Below are 18,733 nucleotides of genomic sequence, written 5' to 3'. Positions count from 1 at the left end.
GATCAGCGCAGCTGGCTGGTGGTGGAGAGCATTTCGTCGGCGGTCTTCACCACGCGGCTGTTCATCTCATAGGCGCGCTGCGCGGTGATGAGCGCGGTGATTTCGGCCACGGGATTGACGTTCGATGCCTCGACAAAGCCCTGGCTCAGGACGCCGAAGCCGGGTTCGCCGGGGACCGACACGGTGGGCTGACCCGATGCTGCGGTTTCAAGGAACATGTTCGAGCCGATCGCTTCGAGCCCCGCTTCGTTCACGAAGGTGGCGAGTTCGAGCTGGCCGACCGTCTGCATTTCCGGCTGACCGGCAAGCTTTACCTGCACTTCGCCGGTCTTGGAGATCACAACGTCGATCGCGCCCTGCGGGATCGTGATGTCGGGCTGGACGCGGTAGCCGTCGGTGGTGACGAGTTCGCCCTGATCGGACAGCTGGAACGAACCCGCGCGCGTATAGGCGAGATCGCCCGAGGGCAGCGCAATCTGGAAATAACCGAGCCCGTCGATCGCGATGTCATAGCGGTTGCCGGTGTTCGTCATTGGACCCTGTTCGGTGATGCGGTAGACGCCACCCGTGCGCACACCGGCACCGATCTGGATGCCCGAGGGGACGCGCGTGCCATCCGCACTGGACGTGGCGCCGGGGCGTGCGATCTGCTGGTAGAGCAGATCCTGAAACTCGGCGCGCTGGCGCTTGAACGCGGTGGTGTTCATGTTCGCGATATTGTTCGAGATCACGTCCACATTGGTCTGCTGGGCCAGCATGCCGGTTGCGGCGATGGACAGGGTGCGCATGGTTTAGCCTTTCTGGACTGGAATAGGGGTGGATCAGTTGATGCGACCGAGCCGGCTGATCGCCTGCTTGCGCAGTTCGTTCAGGTTTTCCGACATGCGCATGCTGCTTTGATAGGCGCGGAGAATTTCGACCATATTGCTGGTCTCGACGATCGGCTGGACGTTTGAGCCTTCGACCCCGCCGACGCGGAGCCGGGTTTGATCGGCGGTGAGCTGCTGTCCGCCCGTGCCGGTGACGATGCCGTCGCCGCGCGGGGAAATCTGGTTTTCATCGGCAAAGACGGTAACCGCGATACGGCCGATTTGGCCTTCGCGCGTGATGACGCTGCCATCCGAGGCGATTGCCACCGTGGCGCGCTGTTCGGGGGGCACACGGATCGGCTGTCCGCCCTCACCAAGGATGAACTGTCCGCCCGCGGTGACGAGCTCGCCGCTTTCCAGGATCTTGATGAATCCCGCGCGCGTATAGCCGACCTCGCCGGCAACCTCGACGCTCAGATAGCCGGGGCCGTCGATCATCACATCGAGCGGATTGCCGGTGGGCTGGAAAGCACCCGGACTGGTATCGTGAACCGCGCCGTAATCGAGCACGAAGGAGGTTTTCTTCGCATCGTCGACAGGCGCTTCTTGCGCGCGTTCGACATATTCATGGAACAGGGGCTGTTCGCGCTTGAAGCCGACAGTGCTGCTGTTCGCCATATTATTGGCAGTGACATCGAGACGACGGCGCAGCGCCTGTTCGTGGCTCAGCAGCACATAGGTCGAGACGTCCATTGCACCCATCCTGGAAAATTCAGCGATAATTGGCGCTAGGCAGAATTTGCCGCGCGCTTCTCCTATAATAGAACCGAAAACGCGAAAACGGACGCGCGGCGCCGATATTCGGATGCAGGCGGGTCCTGGCGGATCTAGGGGGTGAATGCGTGTCCACCAGTATGACGATTGAAACAGGTGCCAATGCCGAACTCGCGACGCCGGCAGAGCCCGAGCCCGCCGCACCGGCGCGCCGTTTCGACAAGCGCAAGGCAATGATTGCGGGCGCTGCGGCGATATTGCTGCTGGGTGCGGGCGGTGGCGGCTATATGTTGCTGAGCGGTGATGAAGGCGCCAAGCCGAGCGCGTCGGGCGCAGGGCCTGAAGCCTATGTCGAGGTGCCGCCGTTGGTCGTGAACCTGCGATCCAGCGATGGGCAGGCGCGTTTCCTGAAGCTGCGTTTCATCATCGTCGCCGATGAGGAAGGCCAGGTGAACGAAGTGCGCGGGAAGCTGCCCTTCATCCTTGATGCGTTGCAGCCTTTCCTGCGCGAATTGCGGCCCGAGGATCTGAACGGATCGGCGGCGGTGTTCCGCGTCAAGGAAGAGATGATGGCCCGCATGACAGCCACGCTGGGCGCCAATATGGTGCGCGACGTGCTTATTCAGGATCTTGTCCAGCAATGAGCGATGACTTCGACGATTTCATCCTTCCCGATCCCAAGCCGATGCCGCTTGGCGACGTGACGTTCGATCAGGCGGGGATCGATGCGCTGTTCGGTTTCGACAACAGCGCGCCGTCGCCGCAAAAGAGTGGTCTGAAGGCGGTCATCGAATCGAACGTGATCAGCCATGAACGTCTGCCGATGCTGGAGGTGGTGTGCGAACGCATGGTGCGCACCTTTGCCACCAGCATGCGCAACCTGACGTCCGATGCGATCGATGTCAGCCTTGAGGAAATCCGCCCGATCCGTTTCGGCGAGTTCATGAACCGTGTCGCGCTGCCCGCGATGTTCGGCGTGTTCAAGGTGAAGGAATGGGAAAATTACGGTGTCGTCACGGTTGAATCCAACCTGATCTATGCCGTGGTCGATGCGCTTTTGGGTGGGCGCAAGGGCAATAGCACGCTGCGGATCGAGGGGCGGGCGTTCACGACGATCGAGACGATGCTCGTCTCGAAGGTGGTGCAGCTGGCGCTTGACGATCTGTCGACGGCATTCGAGGCGATCGAGCCCGTCACGATGCAGGTGGAGCGTATCGAGACCAGCCCGCGCTTTGCCGCGATTGCCGGCCCCAGCAATATTGCAGCGGTCGCCACCTTCCGCGTCGACATGGAAGGGCGCGGCGGCAAGTTCGATGTCCTGTTGCCTTATGCCACGATCGAGCCGGTGCGTGCCAAGCTGCTGCAGCGCTTCATGGGTGAAAAGCTGGGTCGCGACCGGATCTGGGAAGCGCACATGGCGTCTGAACTGCATAACACCGAAGTCTCGGTCGATGTTGTTCTGGGTGAAAGGCAGATGCGCCTCAACGACATGATGAGCCTGCAGGTTGGCCAGACGATCCCGCTCAATCGCGGGCCCGACGATCCGCTCGAACTGCATTGCGGTGGGATTCCGCTGGGCCATGCGCAGATCGGCCAGCGCTGCAACAATATTGCGGTCCGGATGGTGTCGGACATTTCGAAGGGCTTTTCCAAATGACGTTCGCAACTTTCACCAATGTGGCGCTGATGCTGCTGTGCGTTGCCGTCCTTGTGCAGTGCGCGCGCATGATGCGCAGCTTCAACGCGATCAAGTCGGGCGATCTGGCGCAGACGGTGAAGTCGCTCGACAATGCCACCGCGCAGGCGCGCACGGTGCTGGCCGAGCTCAAAGACCTGCTTGCTACCGACGGTGCCGCCAATGCACGTACCATCGCCTCGGGCGAGGCGCTGCGTGACGAATTGTCGATGATGATCGGAATCGGCAATTCGGTTGCCGAGCGGATCATGGAAGCGAGCGCGAGCGCCAATGAGCGTTCGCGCGGCGCAGAGGAGGACGGTGAGGAGGATATCCTGACCGATGATGATGCCGAGGCAGGCGATGTGGTGACGAGCGCGGTACCGCAGGGGCGGAGCCGGCGTAAGCGCGGTGGCCGTGGCCGCCGCGGCGACACCCCCGCGTCGCAGCCGTCGGATCATTCGGAAACGGCCGCGCTGGTCGCGATGGCGGTGGCCGAGGCCGAAGCCGCAACACCGCGCGCGGAGGCGGCATAATGGTTGCGGCGTCTTCGGGCATGTTGAGCGGGTTGGGGCGGATCACCGCCCGTATCCCGGACCGTTTCCGGCCGAGCCTGTTGATGGTGACCGCAGGGGTTGCCGGGCTTTCGGCGATCGCCAACGCGGTCGCAGTTGCCGCGCCTGCCACCGAACAGCCGCAGACGCGGCTGGGCAATTCGATCCAGCAGAGCGTGCGCGACCGCGACCGCGCGATGGCCGAGCAGAAGCGCGCGCTGCAGCTGCGTGAACAGGCGGCGAAGGCAACCGAGGAGCGGCTGAAGGCCGATCTGGCATCCCGGCAGGCCGAAGCCGAAAAGCCGGCACCGCGCATGGCGGCGGGCGGCAAGCCCGTCGAAGCCAATGAGCCTTATGATGAACTGGCGCGCATCTATCAGACGATGAAGCCCGCCAAGGCGGCGCCGATTTTCGAGCGGCTCGATCTGGAAGTGCAGACCGAGGTGGCCCGCCGCATGCGGGAGCGTGCGATGGCGCTCATCATGTCGAACATGAGCCCCAATGCCGCCGTGCAGCTGAGCATGGCGCTGGCGGGCAAGCCTGTGCCGAAGATGCCGGTGCAGCAGATGGCGGCGGCCGAACCGCGTGCGCCGCGCCGCGATGCACCTGCGCCCAAGGCCAATCCGCGGAGCGCCGAACAGGCCGCTCCGCGCAGCGCACGCTGAAACGAAAACGCCCGGGCCAGCGGCCCGGGCGAATGAATGATCGCTGGTGGATTGTTCGATCAGCCGGGAAGGGCTGAAATTTCCTGAACCAGGACGCGCGATACGCTGGGATGGGCGGTGCGGACCGCAGCGGTCACATCCGCGCTGAAGCGCTGCGCATCGACCGGCAGATAGCCCGATGCGTGCAGACGCGAAAATTCGAGCGCCGCCAGATAGGTGGCATCGCGCAGTTCGGGCATCTTCATGGTGAGCGCAGAGGCCTCGGCCGCGCTGGCGGCTTCGAGCACGAACTTCACCTCGAGCGATCCCTCGATCTTGGCCGGGCCGACGATCGGCGTGACCATCGGATCCATTTCCACGAAATAGGGCCCGCCCCGGCCGCTGGGATTTTGCGGTTCGGGATCGACAGCTGCCGCTGATCCTCCAACAACGAGCGCGACCAGCGCGGCGGTTGTTGCGGCAAGATAGGAACGCATCGTCGGACTCCCGAAAAATTGAACGCTGTCCCGTCGAATTGTTCAGCCCATAAAGGCCTCCGATGGGGCGTCGTCATTCTATAATAGGAGGAAATTACTAAAGGACGGTAAGCGATGAGCGGGAATCGACGCCCGGCAAAGGTCAGGGTTTTTTCTGCCGGGGAGCAGCCAGACCATCCTTTGCGTCGGCATGACGACATCAGGCCGGACGCTGAAACGCCCGAAATTGCTGGCGTTGAGCGTGAAATCAATGACCCGTCCACCGTGGGTGGCATGCGCTGGGGCGCAATGCTGCTGTTTCTTGCCGGCTGCGCCATTGGTGGCGCGCTGATCAGTTTTTTCGGATTTTTTGAGATGTCCGCATCATGACCATGCGTCTGCTTTTGACGACCGCAGCCATCGTTGCCGTTCCCGCAACGGTGGCGAGCCAGAATGCAACCGTTGCAACCGTTCCGGCTCCTAAGCCCGCGGCGACGGCCCCTGCAGCCCCAACGGCGGCACCGACGCCTTCTCCGCAGGCATCGGTGGAGGCGAAGAAACCGGAGCGAACCACACCAGCACCCGCCAATCGCGCACCTATTGCCGCCAAGTCCGTGGTGAAGCCGGCTGCACCGGCTGGGGCCGCACGCAAGCCGCTGACCCGGCAGCAGCGCGCTGCATTGGCCCAGGCCGCGCGGACCCCCGATCCGAAGCCGGCCGCCAAGGGGACTGCGCCGGCCAAAGCCGTGGCCGCTGGTGCGACGGCGGCTGCCGCACAGGCTGCGCCCGTGGCCGCCAATGCCGCATCCGGCGAGGGCACGGCGAACACCGATGCCGGGCCGCGCACTTTGGGTGAAGCCGCCGCACTGGGTACGCCGCTGCCACCGCTTCCGGCACCACCCCCGATCCGCATTCCCGGATTTTCGGGCGAGCTGGCGCAGCGCCCGAGCGTTACCGGCCCCGAACTCTGGGTGGCGCAGGACAAGGCCAAGAGCTGGGCCGCGCTGGCGCGGGCGCGCGGCATCCAGAAACAGCGCGTGCGTTGGGATTATGCGCGTAGCCTGATTGCACAGGACAAAGGCAGCGAAGCATTCGGTGTGCTTGAGGTGATGCGACAGGACGATCCCGATCTGGCGCTGGTCGATGCCTTTCGCATAGCGCGGGCCGCCGCCATGACCCAGATGGGGCATTATGGCGATGTCGTTGCCGAGCTGTCGGCGGGGCTGCTTGCCAATAATAGCGAGGCCTGCGCCTGGCGGTTGCGTGCATTGGCGCAGTCGGGATTTGCCGAGCAGGCAATGGAGCAGCTCAATTGTGCGCGGGCGGCGATCTCCAAGCGCAGCTATCAAAGCCGCAAGCCGTTTGCGCTTTCGGTTGCACGCGCGGCCGTGGAGGCTGGCAATCCCGGCCTTGCGCTTAATTGGCTGAAGGACCTGCCGGACCGCGATTCGACGGCCAACCTTTACCGCGCGCGCGCGCTGCTCGCGATGGGGCAGGCGGACGAGGCGCGTCTGCGCTTTTCGCGTGTCGAACGCAGCGGAACGCGACAGGAGCAGATGGATGCCCGGCTGAGCGTGATCGAAGCGAAGGTGGCCGGGCAGACGATCGGCACCAAGGCGGCGCTGGCACAGCTCGATGCGCTGCGCTTTATCTGGCGCGGCGATTATGTGGAAGAGCGCGCGCTGTGGCTGAGTTACCGACTGAACCGCGAAAGCAACGACATGTTCGGCGCGTTGAAGACGGGCGCGGTGCTTTTCCGTTTCTTCGATCCGATCCGGCGCGACCCGGAATTCCTGAACAACCTGCAGGCGCAACTTGCCGGCGCGCTGGATGAAAACAGCACGATGCCGGTGGACAAGGCCGCAGGGCTGTACTGGGATTACCGCGACCTGACGCCGAGTGGCGCGCAGGGCGATTATCTGGTCAGCCGTCTGAGCGATCGTCTGCAATCGGCGGGGCTTTACGGCCGTGCTGCCGAACTGCTGGAGCACCAGCTTTTCGCGCGTGCGGGGGAACTGGCGCGCGGGCCGCTATCGGCCAAGGTGGGCACGCTCTATATCCTGGCGGGCAAGCCCGAGCGCGCGCTGACCGCGATCCGCAAGAGCAACAGCTCGGGCTTTACCGACGATATGATCCAGGCGCGCAAGCGGATCGAGGCGATCGCGCTGAGCCAGCTTGGCAAGGTCGAAGAATCCTTCGCCGTGTTGCAGGACGTTCCGGGCGCGCAGGTGCTGCGTGCAGAGATCTTGTGGAATCGACGCGACTGGGAGGCCTTTGCCATCGAGGCGCAGGCTGCGCTGCCCTCAAGCGGTTCGCTTTCCGACGTCAAGCAGACCGAGATCCTGCGCTATGCGATCTCGCTGGCGATGCTGGGCCGCGAGGCCGATCTGGCCAATCTGCGCGCGCGCTATGCGGCAGGCTTTGCCGACCGTGCGACCGCGCCGGTTTTCGACCTTCTGACGGGCGCGGTTGGGTCCGCCGACCCATCCGCGGTGGCGGAAGCCATGGCGGCGATGCCTGCCGTCAGCCCGGCGGGGGATTTGGCCGAACTGATCGAGGCTGGGCCGATGCAGCAGGAAAAAACCGCCGCCTGAGGCGCTTGCAGCGACAATCATGCAAAAGGCCCCGGGATAGGTTCCGGGGCCTTTTTCATAGGTTCAAGGCGGCGTCCGTGGCGCCAATCAAAAGGGGCCGCTCCGCAATGTGCGGAGCGGCCCCACCGGGTCTGCGCTGCGGATACGCGTCAGCGCAGATAATTGGTCAGCGAAAGGCCAGAGATCGTCGAGAAGACCGAATAGGAGGCTTCGAGCATCGTCTTGTAATGGGTGATGTCGATGGCGACACGGCCAAGATCGGCATCCTCCACTTTGCCTACAACGGTTTCAAGCAGCATGATCCGGTCTTCCGCCCGGGTGTTGAGCGTATCGACATAGGCCAGCTTGCGGCCATTCTCGCCGTTGACGGCACGGACTTCCGAAAGGCCGGCATCGATCTGTTCGAGCGCGGTCTTGAGCGTTGCGCGGTCGGTATCCGAAAGAGCACCGTCAAGCGGGCCCAAGGCGGCGAGCGTACCGAACGCGCTGACGAAATTCTTGCCGAAATCGGTAGCGACGATGCCATATTCGACGTCGAGCCCATCGCCCAGGCGCGCCCTGTTGCGGATCTGATCATTGGCGAAGGCATCGTCGGGATTGATGCCGACCGTTTCCCCCAGCGTGTTGAGCAGGAACGGATCGCCGGTCTGCGCGCCACCGAAGAGCGCCTTGCCGTTCTCGGTATTGTTGAGCGCGTTGCGGAAATCGCTGAAGGCGCCTTCGACCTGCGGATAGAGATCAAGCCCACTGTCGAGTGCAAGCGCGTCGTAGATCTGCTGGCGCAGATTGCCCATGCTGGTTTCGACATTCGACATATGCGCGTCGTAAAGTTCGAGCGTGGTCGTTACCGCCCCCGCCGAGCTTGTATAGGCCTGCTGGCGGACGAGCACCGAACGGGCCGAGAGCGAGCGGATGGCTTCGGCGCCGAGGCCCGAATAGTCCTGCGTCTTCTTCCCCGTGTTGAACTGCATCTGCGCATTGGCGAGATTTTGCTGGGTGCGCTCGATGCCGCGAGACATGGCGGTGGTGAGCTGGAACGTGGATACGCGGTTCATGGCAATAACCCTCAGTTCATCATTGCGAGGAGCGTGTCGTACATCTGGCCAGCGGTCGTCATGACGCGGGCCGCAGCGGAATAGCTGTTCTGGAGGACGACCATGTTGGCCAGTTCCTCGTCGACATTCACCCCGGCGAAGCCGTCGCGGCGATTGATCGCATCGTTAAGGCGCGCCGAAGCGGCGTTGAAGGCGGTTTCGGCGGTGAGCGCCTGACCGGCGACGTTCGCGATCATCTGGTTGGAAAAGCTGTCGAACGTCGCGGTTCCGGCCGTGCCCATGTTCACTGCAGCAGCAAGCCGGTCGACGAAATCGGTTGCGACGCGAATATCGCCAGCACCCAGCGCCTTGTCACCCACTGCCGCGCCCAGCTGGAGCTTGGCGAGCGGCAGGAGGAGGGGGTTGTCGGCAATCTGTTCACGGATGCCGGCATTGGAGAGGCCGCTGGAGCGGGGGCTGAGACCGGAAATCTCGGAAAAGGACAACCCCGTACCGAAACGGCTGGTCGAATCGACAGGGATCGAGATGGTGGCGCCCAGGCTTGCGGTATTGGGTGCGAACTGCATCCGGCCGCGATCGTCGATCGAGAAACTGCCATGCGCGCCGAGCGGGCTGCCATTGAGCTGGTTCACCATGTCACCATAGGTTTCGGTACCCGTGGCGGTGAAATTATAAATGCCGAGCGTACGGCCACCGGCATCGCGCAGAACGATCTGCGAGGTTTCGCCGGCGGTAAAACCCATCGGGTCGGCGGCGTTGAAGCCGGAGGGAACGAGCGGTGCGCCTTCGCTGCGCACGACATCGTTCAACCCGAAGAATTGCGAGAAACCGACACCGGCCCGGTTGCTGGGGGTGGCTTCGTCATCGCCTATGGCAACGCCGTTGGCACTGTCGGTTGCGGTGAGCGTCAGCTTGCCGTCGACGAGCGTTGCGGTGCCATGGGGCGCGAGATCGGCGTTCAGCGCATCGAGTGCGTCCTGAACCGTAGCACCGGGGCCCATGGCATCGAAATCGAGCGTCGATTTGGCGATGAGCGTGCCATCTGCCGAGGTGATCCCGACGGTTGTCTTGCCGGTGAATCCGAGCCGATCGGTGGCAACCAGCCCGCTGGAACGCCCTTCGAGCGCATTGGGGGCGGGAACGGTGGTGCCGCCGTTGGATGCAGCGTTGAGCGATTCAGCCAGTGCCGCAAACACCGTGCCGAGCTGATCGGAAAAGCCGGGCAGTATATTGTCGCGCAGGTCGATGAGCGCGCCCAATTTGCCGCCAACGGACGAGGAATCGATCTTGTCGCCGGTCGCCGCACCGGGGGTGCCGTCGGCATTGGCGAAACGGATATCGATCGATGGGTAGAGCGGTTGCTGCGCGCCCGCGCCGATCGGATAGCTGAGCACGCGCAAACGGCGATCGAGCAGTACCTGCCCCGAGCCGGAATCGATCGTGACGCGGCCGTCCGCCTGTTCGCGCACCGTGACCTTCATCAGTCCGCCGAGTTCGGCAAGCGCGGTGCTGCGCTCGTTTTCGAGACCGGAAATGCTCTGGCCGATCGCCTTGCGCTGCGCGATCGTGCCGTTGAGATCGTGAATCTGGGAGAGCAGCGTGTTGGCGCGTTCGACCGTGCCGCTGACCTCGCTCGCGACATTGGCCTGAAGCGCACCGGCTTCGCTGTCGAGCTGGTTCAGCAGCGAGATCGCATCATTCACATTGCCCGTGAACTGCGCCACCGTTTGAGGCGAGGTGGGCAGGCTGGTCATCTGGGTGGCCGAGCTGCTGAGCGCATTGAGGCGTGCCGCCAGGCCCGATTCGGAACCGACCGCGCCGAGCAGCGACTGGAGCTGGCCAAGATAGGAGGTGGCCGATTGCGACCAGCCGGCCGCCGCCGAACGGTTGTAGACCGTGTTCTCGAGAAATTTGTCGGCGACCCGTGAAGGCTCGCCGACGATAACGCCATTTACCCGTCCCCCGGCCACGCCGGTATAGACCTGCGTGACTTCGCGGGCATAGCCGGGGGTGTTCGCATTCGCGATATTGCTGGAAACCGATCGCATCATGGCCTGCGAGGCCATAAGGCCGGTGCGGGCAGTTCCGAGGATATCGTTCAGAGACACGCGGCGGATTTCCTTCAAATACGAATAGCGTCAGGGGACGGGAAAGAACGGATCAGCGCTTCAGATTGCTGAGTTCCTGCAGCATGTCGTCCACGGTCGTGATGATCTTGGACGCCGAGCTATAGGCGCGCTGGAAACGGATCATGTTGGTGAATTCACCCGCCAGATCGACGGTCGACGCCTCAAGCGTGCCCGCCGAGATCGTGCCCGAGCCGAGCGAGCCGGCGCGGTTGATCGCGACGCTGCCCGATTCCTGCGAGACGGTGTAGGCATTGCCCGAAATCGCGGTGAGGCCGTTCGGATTCTGGAAGGTGGCGATCGGCAGCTGATAGATGGCGCGGGTCGAACCGTCTTCGAAAATGGCGCTGACAAGGCCGTTTTCGGCGATGTTGACGCCGGTTACCGCACCGAGCACGCCGCCGTTGACACTCGAGGCGAGCAGCGCGGATTCGGTGCTGAACTGGGTCAGGCCGTCAAGCGCACCATTGGTGCCGAGCGACAGCGAGATCGGCGAGGAACCTGCGCCATTGCCCCAGTTGATGTTGAGATCGTTGAACAGGCCTGCGGTCGAGTTGGTGACATCAAGGCTGCCGTCCCCATTGAAGGCGAGCGTGCCGCTCGAGATCACTGTGCCCGGCAGATCTTCCGAATAGATTTCGGTCGCCCAGCTGTTGGTGCCGGTCTTCACGAAGCCGAAGGTGACGTTGTGGGCGTTGCCCTGCGCGTCATAGACCTGAACCGAACGCGAGAATTGCGGCGTGACGGTGCCGCTTTCCATGTCGCCGGCGGTGTAGGGGGTGACGACCGGCTGGGTCGATTGCAGGTTGGCGCGCAGTTCGATCTGCGTCGTCGCCTGTGCGGCGCCGCTCAGGCCGTTGATGTCGACCGGCTGGAGATCGTTGAGGCTGCCATTATCGGCATAGTTGCCATTCTGATCGATCGGCCAGCCCTGAAGGTAATAGCCATTGGCGTTGACCAGCAGGCCCTGCTTGTCGGGGGCGAAGGTGCCCGCGCGCGTATAGGCGATGCTGCCGCCGGCGGTGTTGTTGCCGCGCACGACGAAGAAGCCGGCGCCGTCGATGCCGAGATCGGTGAGGCTGCTCGACGACTGGAGGAGGCCCTGTGCCGAGATCATCGCCTGCGGGCGCGCCGCGACGCCACCGGCCGAATAGCTGTTGGCCGAGCCGCTGTTGGTGACGAGCGTGCTGAACTGGGCGGTAGTGCCCTTATACCCGATGGTGTTCACATTGGTGATATTGTCCGCAACGGTCGCCATGGCGGTCGACTGCGCGCCAAGGCCGGATACACCGGCATAAAGAGCTGAATAAAGGCTCACGAAATTCTCCCATGCGTAGCGACCGGCACAGCGCGAAAAAAATCGCTGGCAAGGTCAATCTCCATTGTAGGAGGCGCGAGAGGTGGACCAAATATAGGCAAAATTTTCCTAGTGAAAAACATCTCGCCCGGCGACGGCATCCTATAATGCTGGTTACGCAATTACTGCTTTTTCGAGGTTTGAGATGTCGCTCCGGATTTCGCTGCGCGATGGCGAGAAGGTGATCGTGAACGGTGCCGTGCTGCGGGCCGTGGGGCGTACCAGCCTGTGCGTCGAGAATAATGTGACGCTGCTGAAGGGCCGCGATGTGATGGCGCCCGAGGAGGCGACAACGCCCGCACGTCAGCTCTATTTCGCGTGCATGATGGCCTATATCGACCCCAAGGACAGCGAACGCCACCAGAATACGATCGTCGAGATCGTGCGCCAGCTGCTGGGGGCGATCGCCACCGCCGATGCGCGGGCCACCTGTATCGCCTTTGCCGAAAAGGTGGCGGCGGGCCAATTTTACCGCGCGCTTGCCGATTGCCGCTGGCTGATGAATTACGAGGCCGAGGCGCTGGCGCGCCACGGCCAGGTTCCGGTGACCGCTTAACAGGGGAGCGCTCGCCATGCTGACGCTGGCATCCGTGGCCACGGGGCTGCGCGCGCTTTCGCCTGACCGGCGTTATGGCCGGGTGGTGGCCGTGCGCGGCGCATTGATCGAAGTTGAAGGGCTGGTGGGGGCTGCGCGGATCGGATCGCGCGTGCGCGTTCACACGCCCGACGGCGCTGTAGAAGCCGAAGTGACCGGGCTGGACCGGAGCATCGCGCATTGCTTGCCGTTCAGCGATCCGCAGGGTGTGGCCTCGGGCGCGCGGGCCGATCTTGTGGCGGGGCAGTTTTCGCTGCGGCCGTCGGATGGCTGGCTGGGCCGGACGATCGACGGGCTGGGCCGCCCGATCGATGGCAAGGGACCGCTGGAACCCGGTGCCATCCCCCGTGCGATCAAGGGCAGCCCACCGCTTGCCTCCGCCCGCGCCCGCGTTGGGCAAAAGCTGGAAACCGGCGTCCGTTCGCTCGATATCTTTGCGCCGCTCTGTCGCGGGCAGCGTCTGGGGCTGTTCGCGGGGTCGGGCGTCGGCAAGTCGACGCTGCTCTCGATGCTCGCGCGCTGGACCGAATGCGACATCGCGGTGATCGGACTGATCGGCGAACGCGGCCGCGAGGTGCAGGAATTCATCGAAGACGATCTGGGTGTCGAGGGGCTGGCGCGCAGCGTCGTCGTGGTCGCAACGTCCGACGAGCCTGCGCTGATGCGGCGGCAGGCGGCGTGGACCACGCTCGCCGTGGCCGAACATTTCCGCGATCAGGGCTTGAACGTGCTGTGCCTGATGGATTCGGTGACGCGCTTTGCCATGGCGCAGCGCGAGATCGGGCTGGCGAGCGGGGAGCCGCCCGCCACCAAGGGCTATACGCCCACCGTCTTTGCCGAACTGCCGCGCCTGCTGGAACGCGCGGGCCCCGGGCTGGCCGGGCAGGGGGCGATTACCGGCCTGTTCACCGTGCTGGTGGACGGCGATGATCATAACGAGCCGGTGGCCGATGCCGTGCGCGGCATTTTGGACGGGCATATCGTCATCACCCGCCGGATTGCCGAGCGTGGGCGCTATCCCGCGATCGACGTTTTGAAATCGGTTTCGCGCACGCTGCCGCATGCGCACAGCGAGGCGGAAAATTTGATCCGGATCGGCGCGCGCCGCGTGCTTTCTACCTATGGTGACATGGAGGAGATGATCCGGCTTGGCGCCTATAAGGCGGGCTCGAACGTCGAGGTGGACGAAGCCATGCGCCTGGCCCCGCAGATCGAGACCCTGTTGACGCAGGGCAAGAATGAACGAACCTTTGCGGCGCAGAGCTTTGACGCACTCGCCGCGATTCTGGAGAAACCCGATGAAGACGCCGTATGACAGTGCGCTTCGTATCCGCCAGAGCGAGATTGACGATGTTCGGGTCGCCATCAGCGTTCAGGTGAACCAGCTCACGCAGATCGAGAACAGCAAGGCGGTCGTCGAAACCCGCATCCAGCGCGAAACTGAGATCGCGGCAGGCGATGCGCTGATGTCGTCCTTTGCCTTTGTCCAGCGGATGCGCGCCGAACGCGCCCGGCTGAACAGCGACAAGGTGAAGGCCGATACGCGGCTGGGGCAGCTGCGCACCGAGGCGGTCGCCGCTTATGGCGCGCTGCGCGCGATCGAGACCGCCGCCGACAGCTTTCGCGCCGAGGCCGAATCCGAACTGGCACGTGCCGAACAGACGCGGAGCGACGATTTCGCCGCGACGGCCTTTGTGCGCCGTCAGGCCGGGATGCGACGGAACGCGCAGTGATGAAACCCGTCCTCCCCACCGCCGTCAGCCCGCAGCACCGTGCAAACCTGATCTATGCGCAGGCGCGTGCGGAGCTGTCCAACCGCCTGTGGCAGGCGGCATTGGGCACCGGATCGTCGGGCGAGGGCGAAAGGGCTTCGGCCACCGCGCTGCGTGAAGGCGGCGATACGCGGCTCGATACGCTGCTCGCGATGCTGACCGAGGATATGACGCGCGGAACGCCAAAGGCGGCGGTTCCGGCCGAACCACCCAAGGTGACCGTGGACCCCGATGCACGGCGCGGGGGCGGAGAAGGGCAGCAACCGCGCGCGCACGACGATATCGAGCCGCCCGCAGGCGCATCGAGCGCGGGGCTGGGAGTAAATGCCGGTTATCGCCCGGCGCTGGAAGCCGCGGCGCAGCGGACGGGTATCGCCGCGCCGGCGCTGGCCGCGATCATCAATGCCGAGGCAGCCAAGGGGGCGGATGGGCGCTGGCTCGCTTATTCGCGCAATCCGCGTTCGAGCGCAGCCGGGCTGGGACAGTTTTTGAGCAGTACATGGCGCGGCGAGGCCGAACGGCCGGGCAGCTGGCTGAACCAGCTGGCATCGGCACGCGGCTGGCTGGATGGACGCGGCCGCGTGCGCGCGGAGGCCAAGTCCGAATTGCTGGCGCTGCGGTACAATGGCGAGGCGTCGATCCATGCGACCGCCGATTATGCGCGCGCGAACCTCGATGCGCTGGCGCGTGCGGGGGTGCGCATCGATGGCGGGGCCGAGCGGACGGCGCAGATGGCCTATCTTGGCCATCATCTGGGTGTCGGCGATGCGGCGAAGTTCCTGAAGGAAGGATTGTCGGCGGGCCGCGCGCAGACGTTGTTGACCGCGCAGGTGGGCGGGCAGCAGGCGCGCCGCCGGATCGCGGAGGCCGGCAATGCGGTGACGGCGCACCGCCAATGGTTGCTGGCTTATGTCGACCGTAACATCCGACCGGATCGATTCACCGAGTCGCAGCGCGGCTGATTACCCCGATCAAGCGCGACAGCCATGCTGCGGATCCCGGTTTCCGGACATTTATAGGATAAAAATAGGAATATGTTATGGGAGTAATTAGTCGTTAATATCTTTGAGCGAGTTTGACCCTCGTTGAGGGGGGCAGAACGCATGATGTGTTCAGCTTCCAACTATCGGGAGGGCTCAACATGTCGAAGATTACGCTCGCTCTGGAGGCTGCTGTCGCCTCCGTCATAGAAAATACCCCGGCGGAGGATGTCCGCCAGACCGCGCGCCAGCGCGCCGCAGTGGACAAGGCTTTTGCCCGTATCCTGCGTCTGATCGCGCCGCGCATTCGCCATTTCATCCGCCAGTACGGCCTTGTTGGCCACTGGGACGACGCCGAACAGGTCTGTGGCATCGCCGTCCACCGCGCGATCCAGGCTTATGATCCGGACAAGGCGCAGTTCACCACTTTCGTGAACTGGCAGATCCGCGGCGAACTGCAGAGCCTGCGCTTCCGCCTGATGACCGATCAGCGCCCTTCGGCCAAGAAGGTTGATGCCACCACCGTTTCGATCAACGCGGTCGCTTATGGCATGGATGGCGAGGAAACCACGCTGGAAGCGGTGATCGAGGACGAGGACGCGCTCGCCGCAACCGAAGCCGCCGCGTCGGATTATCTGGCGCAGAACGCGACCGCATCGCTTATCGACAGCTATATCGACCATCTGCGCGATACCGCGCTGGAACAGCTGCGCCGCCGTGCACGCCCGAAGAAGCGCGCTCTGGCCCGCTCGGGCGAAGCCGCGATCGCGCTGCGTTCGAAGACCTATGGTATCGAGCAGGAGGACCTCGACACGCTCGAGACGCGCCTGAAGCGCAACCGCGAGATCGTCGAGCGTCGCTTGTTCGAAGTCGCTGCCCCCGAGGTGCTGGGTGACGACGCCGGCGTTACCAAGGAGCGCGTCCGCCAGATTACCAAGCGCGCCGCCAAGACGATCGCCGAACTCGCCGGCAGCCAGCCGAAATTTGCGATGATGGTCGAATATCGCCAGCCCGGCGCGGCCCGCCCCAAGGCGCGCAAGCCGCGTGCCGACAAGGAAATCATCGCAGTAGCGCCCTGTGGCGATGAACGCTTCGCAGCAGCGGCATCCGCCGATTTCATGGGCAATGATCCGGTGCGCGAGATGCATCTTGAGTTGCCCGAGAGCACGCTGCGGCACTGACCGCACATATCTTCCCGATCCGAAAGGGCCGGACCAGTCGAAAGGCTGGCCGGCCTTTTTGTTTATGAAGGAAAGCCTTGCGGTCAGCGGGGGCCGACACAACCATAGAGAAAGCGGCGGACCTGGCGCTGTGCCATGTCTGCGACCTCATGGGTGGAAGGTCGCGGCTCATCAAAGGCTATCGCCCGGTCGGTGTAGAAGATGAGCTGGAAGAAGGTCTGGGCGTCATCCTCGGTAACCGGCGCCGGCAATTCTCCCGCATCAACCCGCGCCGCAAGATAGGCGGTCAGCGGTTTCACACCGCCCTTGGCATAGGCCGCGATGAAGGCGCGCATATCGTCGGGGCGCGTGAAGCTGGTTGAGATCATCAAGCGGGCGACATGGTAGAAGGGCAGGCCGCCCGCAAAGGGCCGGTACATCGCGTCGATATAATCGGTGGCGAACGCCGTCAGCATTTCCTCGGCGGGGCGTGCCGGGTCGAGCGGCAGGCTGCACGCTGATAGCATGTGCTGGGTGGCGTGGCGCATCACCGCGTCGAGCAACTCCGCCTTTCCACCGACTAGCCGGTAAACCGTGGCCTTGCCGATACCGGCGGCGTCCGCAATGTCTTCCACGCTCGCCGCGTCATAGCCGCGTGCGATGAAGATGCGGGCGGCATGATGGATCAGTCTTATCCAGCGGGCATCGTCAAATGACATATCGCGACCATCCATCGCATGCGGGGACGCTTCTTGGCCAGCCTGCGGACCGACGGGTTTCGAAGGGCTGAACCCCTGCGCAACCACAGCTAGCCTTGGATCATCAAGGGGATCGAGGGAGCGAAAGACAATGGCGGACGTCAACGATCGGGTACGTATAGCGGAGATGGAGGCAAGCGATTGCCCCGACGCCATCGCCCGGCATTTGCTGGACAATGGCGTCGTGATCGTTCGCGGCGTGATCGCGGCGGAGACGCTCGATCGCTTCAATGACGAGATTGACGATCATCTTGCCAGACACGACCCCGCACAGCGCAGCTATATGAATCCGACCATCGCCGCCTTTTATGGTGCGCAGACCCGCCATATGGCCGGGCTATCGGGGAAATCGGCGGTGTTCCGCAGCGAGATATTGTGCCACCCGTTGCTGGTAGCGATGTGCGAGCGCGTGCTGCGCCCGAATTGCGCGACCTACCAGCTGAACTTTGCCGATGTGATGGACCGGGGGGCGGGGGCGGAGATGCAGATACTGCACCGCGACGATGGCATTTGGCCTTATTTGCCCCGGTTGGGATTCCCGCTCGAATTCGCGTCGATGATCGCGCTGGGGCCCTTCACCTCCGAAATGGGGGCCACGCGGATCGTGCCGGGAAGCCATATATGGCCCGCCGACCGACAGCCCTTGGCAGAGGAGATCGTCGTTGCGGCGCTGAATCCCGGTGATGCCGTCTTCTATCTGGGCTCCACGCTGCATGCCGGTGGTGCCAATATCAGCAACGCCCGGCGGCGCGGGATGCATCTGAGCTATTGCCTGGGCTGGCTGCGCACCGAGGACAATAATTACCTGACCGCGCCGATCGATCTGGTGCGCAGCTTGCCGCGCGATCAGCAGGCGATGCTCGGCTATGCGCTGCATGACGGGATCGCGGCCAATGGTGGCTTTCTGGGCGCCGTCGACTGGCGCGACCCCCTCGACCTGATGGCCGAGGGGCTTCTCTAGAACATAGTTCTGGATCAGCTTTCGCTGGCGATCACCTCGATGCTGAGCGGATCGCCACCAGCGACGATCGTGAGCAGGCGATCGACATTGGGGTGCGCGCCCGGACGGTTGCGCGCATCTGCGGTGTGCTCGGCAAACACGGACAGGCCATGTTCGGCCGCTTTCGCGTCCAGCGCACCAAAGACCTGATACAGATATTGGTAGACGGCGAGCGAGCCTTGCTTGCCAGGCTGGTTTTCGATGCGGGCGACCACCGCGCCTGCCGGGTCGACAAGGTCGATACGCTGTACGCCATCGATCGGCGGCAATTGCTGGAGGTTATCTTTGAAGGTTGCGCCGGCTTGAATCATCGCCCGTATTTCCCGAATTGCTGAATTGACTGGGCGCGGCGTGTAACAGCTTCTTTCGGCGTTCGCCATCACACCCACAAGGCATGAAGTTAT

Annotated in this window: 20 protein-coding genes; 12 read left to right on the top strand and 8 right to left on the bottom strand. The window is 63.8% G+C overall.

Annotation, left to right across the window (positions count from 1 at the left end):
* Nucleotides 1-2: 2 nt before the first annotated feature.
* Nucleotides 3-788 (bottom strand): flagellar basal-body rod protein FlgG, encoded by a 786-nt coding sequence (gene flgG / locus QYC26_RS06110; protein ID WP_317514512.1) that lies wholly within the window; start codon nt 786-788, stop codon nt 3-5.
* A gap of 33 nt (nt 789-821) precedes the next feature.
* Nucleotides 822-1,562, bottom strand: coding sequence for a flagellar hook-basal body complex protein (locus QYC26_RS06105; RefSeq protein WP_317514511.1), 741 nt, complete (start codon nt 1,560-1,562; stop codon nt 822-824).
* 149 nt (nt 1,563-1,711) lie between these two features.
* On the opposite strand from QYC26_RS06105, the gene QYC26_RS06100 reads away from it, so the two are divergent.
* From QYC26_RS06100 to QYC26_RS06085, 4 genes are read left to right on the top strand one after another with little or no spacing between them, the layout of a single operon-like run.
* Nucleotides 1,712-2,227 carry a flagellar basal body-associated FliL family protein gene (locus tag QYC26_RS06100; RefSeq protein ID WP_317514510.1) on the top strand — a complete coding sequence of 172 codons (516 nt, stop codon included), beginning with the start codon at nt 1,712-1,714 and terminating at the stop codon, nt 2,225-2,227.
* The gene (gene fliM, locus QYC26_RS06095; RefSeq protein WP_317514509.1) at nt 2,224-3,240 is read left to right on the top strand and encodes a flagellar motor switch protein FliM; all 1,017 of its coding nucleotides are present in this window, start codon (nt 2,224-2,226) and stop codon (nt 3,238-3,240) included. The genes QYC26_RS06100 and fliM overlap by 4 nt, the downstream gene beginning before the upstream one ends.
* A complete protein-coding gene (locus QYC26_RS06090; RefSeq protein WP_317514508.1) occupies nt 3,237-3,794 on the top strand; it encodes a DUF6468 domain-containing protein in 558 nt (185 codons plus the stop codon). The genes fliM and QYC26_RS06090 overlap by 4 nt, the downstream gene beginning before the upstream one ends.
* Nucleotides 3,794-4,477, top strand: a complete 684-nt coding sequence (locus QYC26_RS06085) for a MotE family protein (RefSeq protein WP_317514507.1) — start codon at nt 3,794-3,796, stop codon at nt 4,475-4,477. The genes QYC26_RS06090 and QYC26_RS06085 overlap by 1 nt, the downstream gene beginning before the upstream one ends.
* A 59-nt stretch (nt 4,478-4,536) precedes the next feature.
* Here QYC26_RS06085 and QYC26_RS06080 read toward each other — a convergent pair whose 3' ends face one another.
* Nucleotides 4,537-4,953, bottom strand: coding sequence for a hypothetical protein (locus QYC26_RS06080; RefSeq protein WP_317514506.1), 417 nt, complete (start codon nt 4,951-4,953; stop codon nt 4,537-4,539).
* A 114-nt stretch (nt 4,954-5,067) separates the two neighbouring features.
* Between QYC26_RS06080 and QYC26_RS06075 the strand changes: the two genes are divergently transcribed.
* Together QYC26_RS06075 and QYC26_RS06070 are read left to right on the top strand one after the other, a co-directional pair.
* Nucleotides 5,068-5,322 (top strand): hypothetical protein, encoded by a 255-nt coding sequence (locus QYC26_RS06075; protein ID WP_317514505.1) that lies wholly within the window; start codon nt 5,068-5,070, stop codon nt 5,320-5,322.
* Complete coding sequence (locus QYC26_RS06070; RefSeq protein WP_317514504.1) at nt 5,319-7,526, top strand: hypothetical protein; 2,208 nt, start codon at nt 5,319-5,321, stop codon at nt 7,524-7,526. The genes QYC26_RS06075 and QYC26_RS06070 overlap by 4 nt, the downstream gene beginning before the upstream one ends.
* Nucleotides 7,527-7,675: 149 nt before the next feature.
* Here QYC26_RS06070 and QYC26_RS06065 read toward each other — a convergent pair whose 3' ends face one another.
* The 3 genes from QYC26_RS06065 to flgE are packed head-to-tail and all read right to left on the bottom strand — an operon-like array spanning nt 7,676 to nt 12,025.
* Entirely contained in the window at nt 7,676-8,581 is a 906-nt protein-coding gene (locus QYC26_RS06065) for a flagellin (protein WP_317514503.1), read from the bottom strand.
* 11 nt (nt 8,582-8,592) lie between these two features.
* Entirely contained in the window at nt 8,593-10,689 is a 2,097-nt protein-coding gene (gene flgK, locus QYC26_RS06060) for a flagellar hook-associated protein FlgK (protein ID WP_317514502.1), read from the bottom strand.
* 52 nt (nt 10,690-10,741) lie between these two features.
* The gene (gene flgE, locus QYC26_RS06055) at nt 10,742-12,025 is read right to left on the bottom strand and encodes a flagellar hook protein FlgE (protein ID WP_317514501.1); all 1,284 of its coding nucleotides are present in this window, start codon (nt 12,023-12,025) and stop codon (nt 10,742-10,744) included.
* 184 nt (nt 12,026-12,209) lie between these two features.
* Between flgE and QYC26_RS06050 the strand changes: the two genes are divergently transcribed.
* From QYC26_RS06050 to QYC26_RS06030, 5 genes are all read left to right on the top strand, one after another.
* Nucleotides 12,210-12,620 carry a flagellar biosynthesis repressor FlbT gene (locus QYC26_RS06050; protein ID WP_317514500.1) on the top strand — a complete coding sequence of 137 codons (411 nt, stop codon included), beginning with the start codon at nt 12,210-12,212 and terminating at the stop codon, nt 12,618-12,620.
* Nucleotides 12,621-12,636: 16 nt separating this feature from the next.
* Nucleotides 12,637-13,974 (top strand): flagellar protein export ATPase FliI, encoded by a 1,338-nt coding sequence (gene fliI / locus QYC26_RS06045; protein WP_317514499.1) that lies wholly within the window; start codon nt 12,637-12,639, stop codon nt 13,972-13,974.
* Nucleotides 13,958-14,392, top strand: coding sequence for a hypothetical protein (locus QYC26_RS06040; RefSeq protein WP_317514498.1), 435 nt, complete (start codon nt 13,958-13,960; stop codon nt 14,390-14,392). The genes fliI and QYC26_RS06040 overlap by 17 nt, the downstream gene beginning before the upstream one ends.
* Complete coding sequence (locus QYC26_RS06035; protein ID WP_317515003.1) at nt 14,392-15,393, top strand: peptidoglycan-binding protein; 1,002 nt, start codon at nt 14,392-14,394, stop codon at nt 15,391-15,393. Before QYC26_RS06040 ends, QYC26_RS06035 begins: the two co-directional genes overlap by 1 nt.
* 179 nt (nt 15,394-15,572) lie before the next feature.
* Nucleotides 15,573-16,592, top strand: a complete 1,020-nt coding sequence (locus QYC26_RS06030; RefSeq protein ID WP_317514497.1) for a sigma-70 family RNA polymerase sigma factor — start codon at nt 15,573-15,575, stop codon at nt 16,590-16,592.
* A gap of 83 nt (nt 16,593-16,675) precedes the next feature.
* Here the strand turns inward: QYC26_RS06030 and QYC26_RS06025 are convergent, their stop codons facing one another.
* Nucleotides 16,676-17,290 carry a TetR/AcrR family transcriptional regulator gene (locus tag QYC26_RS06025; RefSeq protein ID WP_317514496.1) on the bottom strand — a complete coding sequence of 205 codons (615 nt, stop codon included), beginning with the start codon at nt 17,288-17,290 and terminating at the stop codon, nt 16,676-16,678.
* 130 nt (nt 17,291-17,420) lie between these two features.
* Between QYC26_RS06025 and QYC26_RS06020 the strand changes: the two genes are divergently transcribed.
* Nucleotides 17,421-18,290, top strand: a complete 870-nt coding sequence (locus QYC26_RS06020) for a phytanoyl-CoA dioxygenase family protein (RefSeq protein ID WP_317514495.1) — start codon at nt 17,421-17,423, stop codon at nt 18,288-18,290.
* 14 nt (nt 18,291-18,304) lie between these two features.
* Here the strand turns inward: QYC26_RS06020 and QYC26_RS06015 are convergent, their stop codons facing one another.
* A complete protein-coding gene (locus tag QYC26_RS06015) occupies nt 18,305-18,640 on the bottom strand; it encodes a DUF2322 family protein (RefSeq protein WP_317514494.1) in 336 nt (111 codons plus the stop codon).
* Nucleotides 18,641-18,733: the final 93 nt, after the last annotated feature.

The organism is Sphingomonas sp. C3-2, from assembly GCF_033025475.1.
In the GTDB taxonomy this organism is placed as follows: domain Bacteria; phylum Pseudomonadota; class Alphaproteobacteria; order Sphingomonadales; family Sphingomonadaceae; genus Sphingobium_A.
This window is presented reverse-complemented; position numbering and strand designations above follow the sequence as displayed.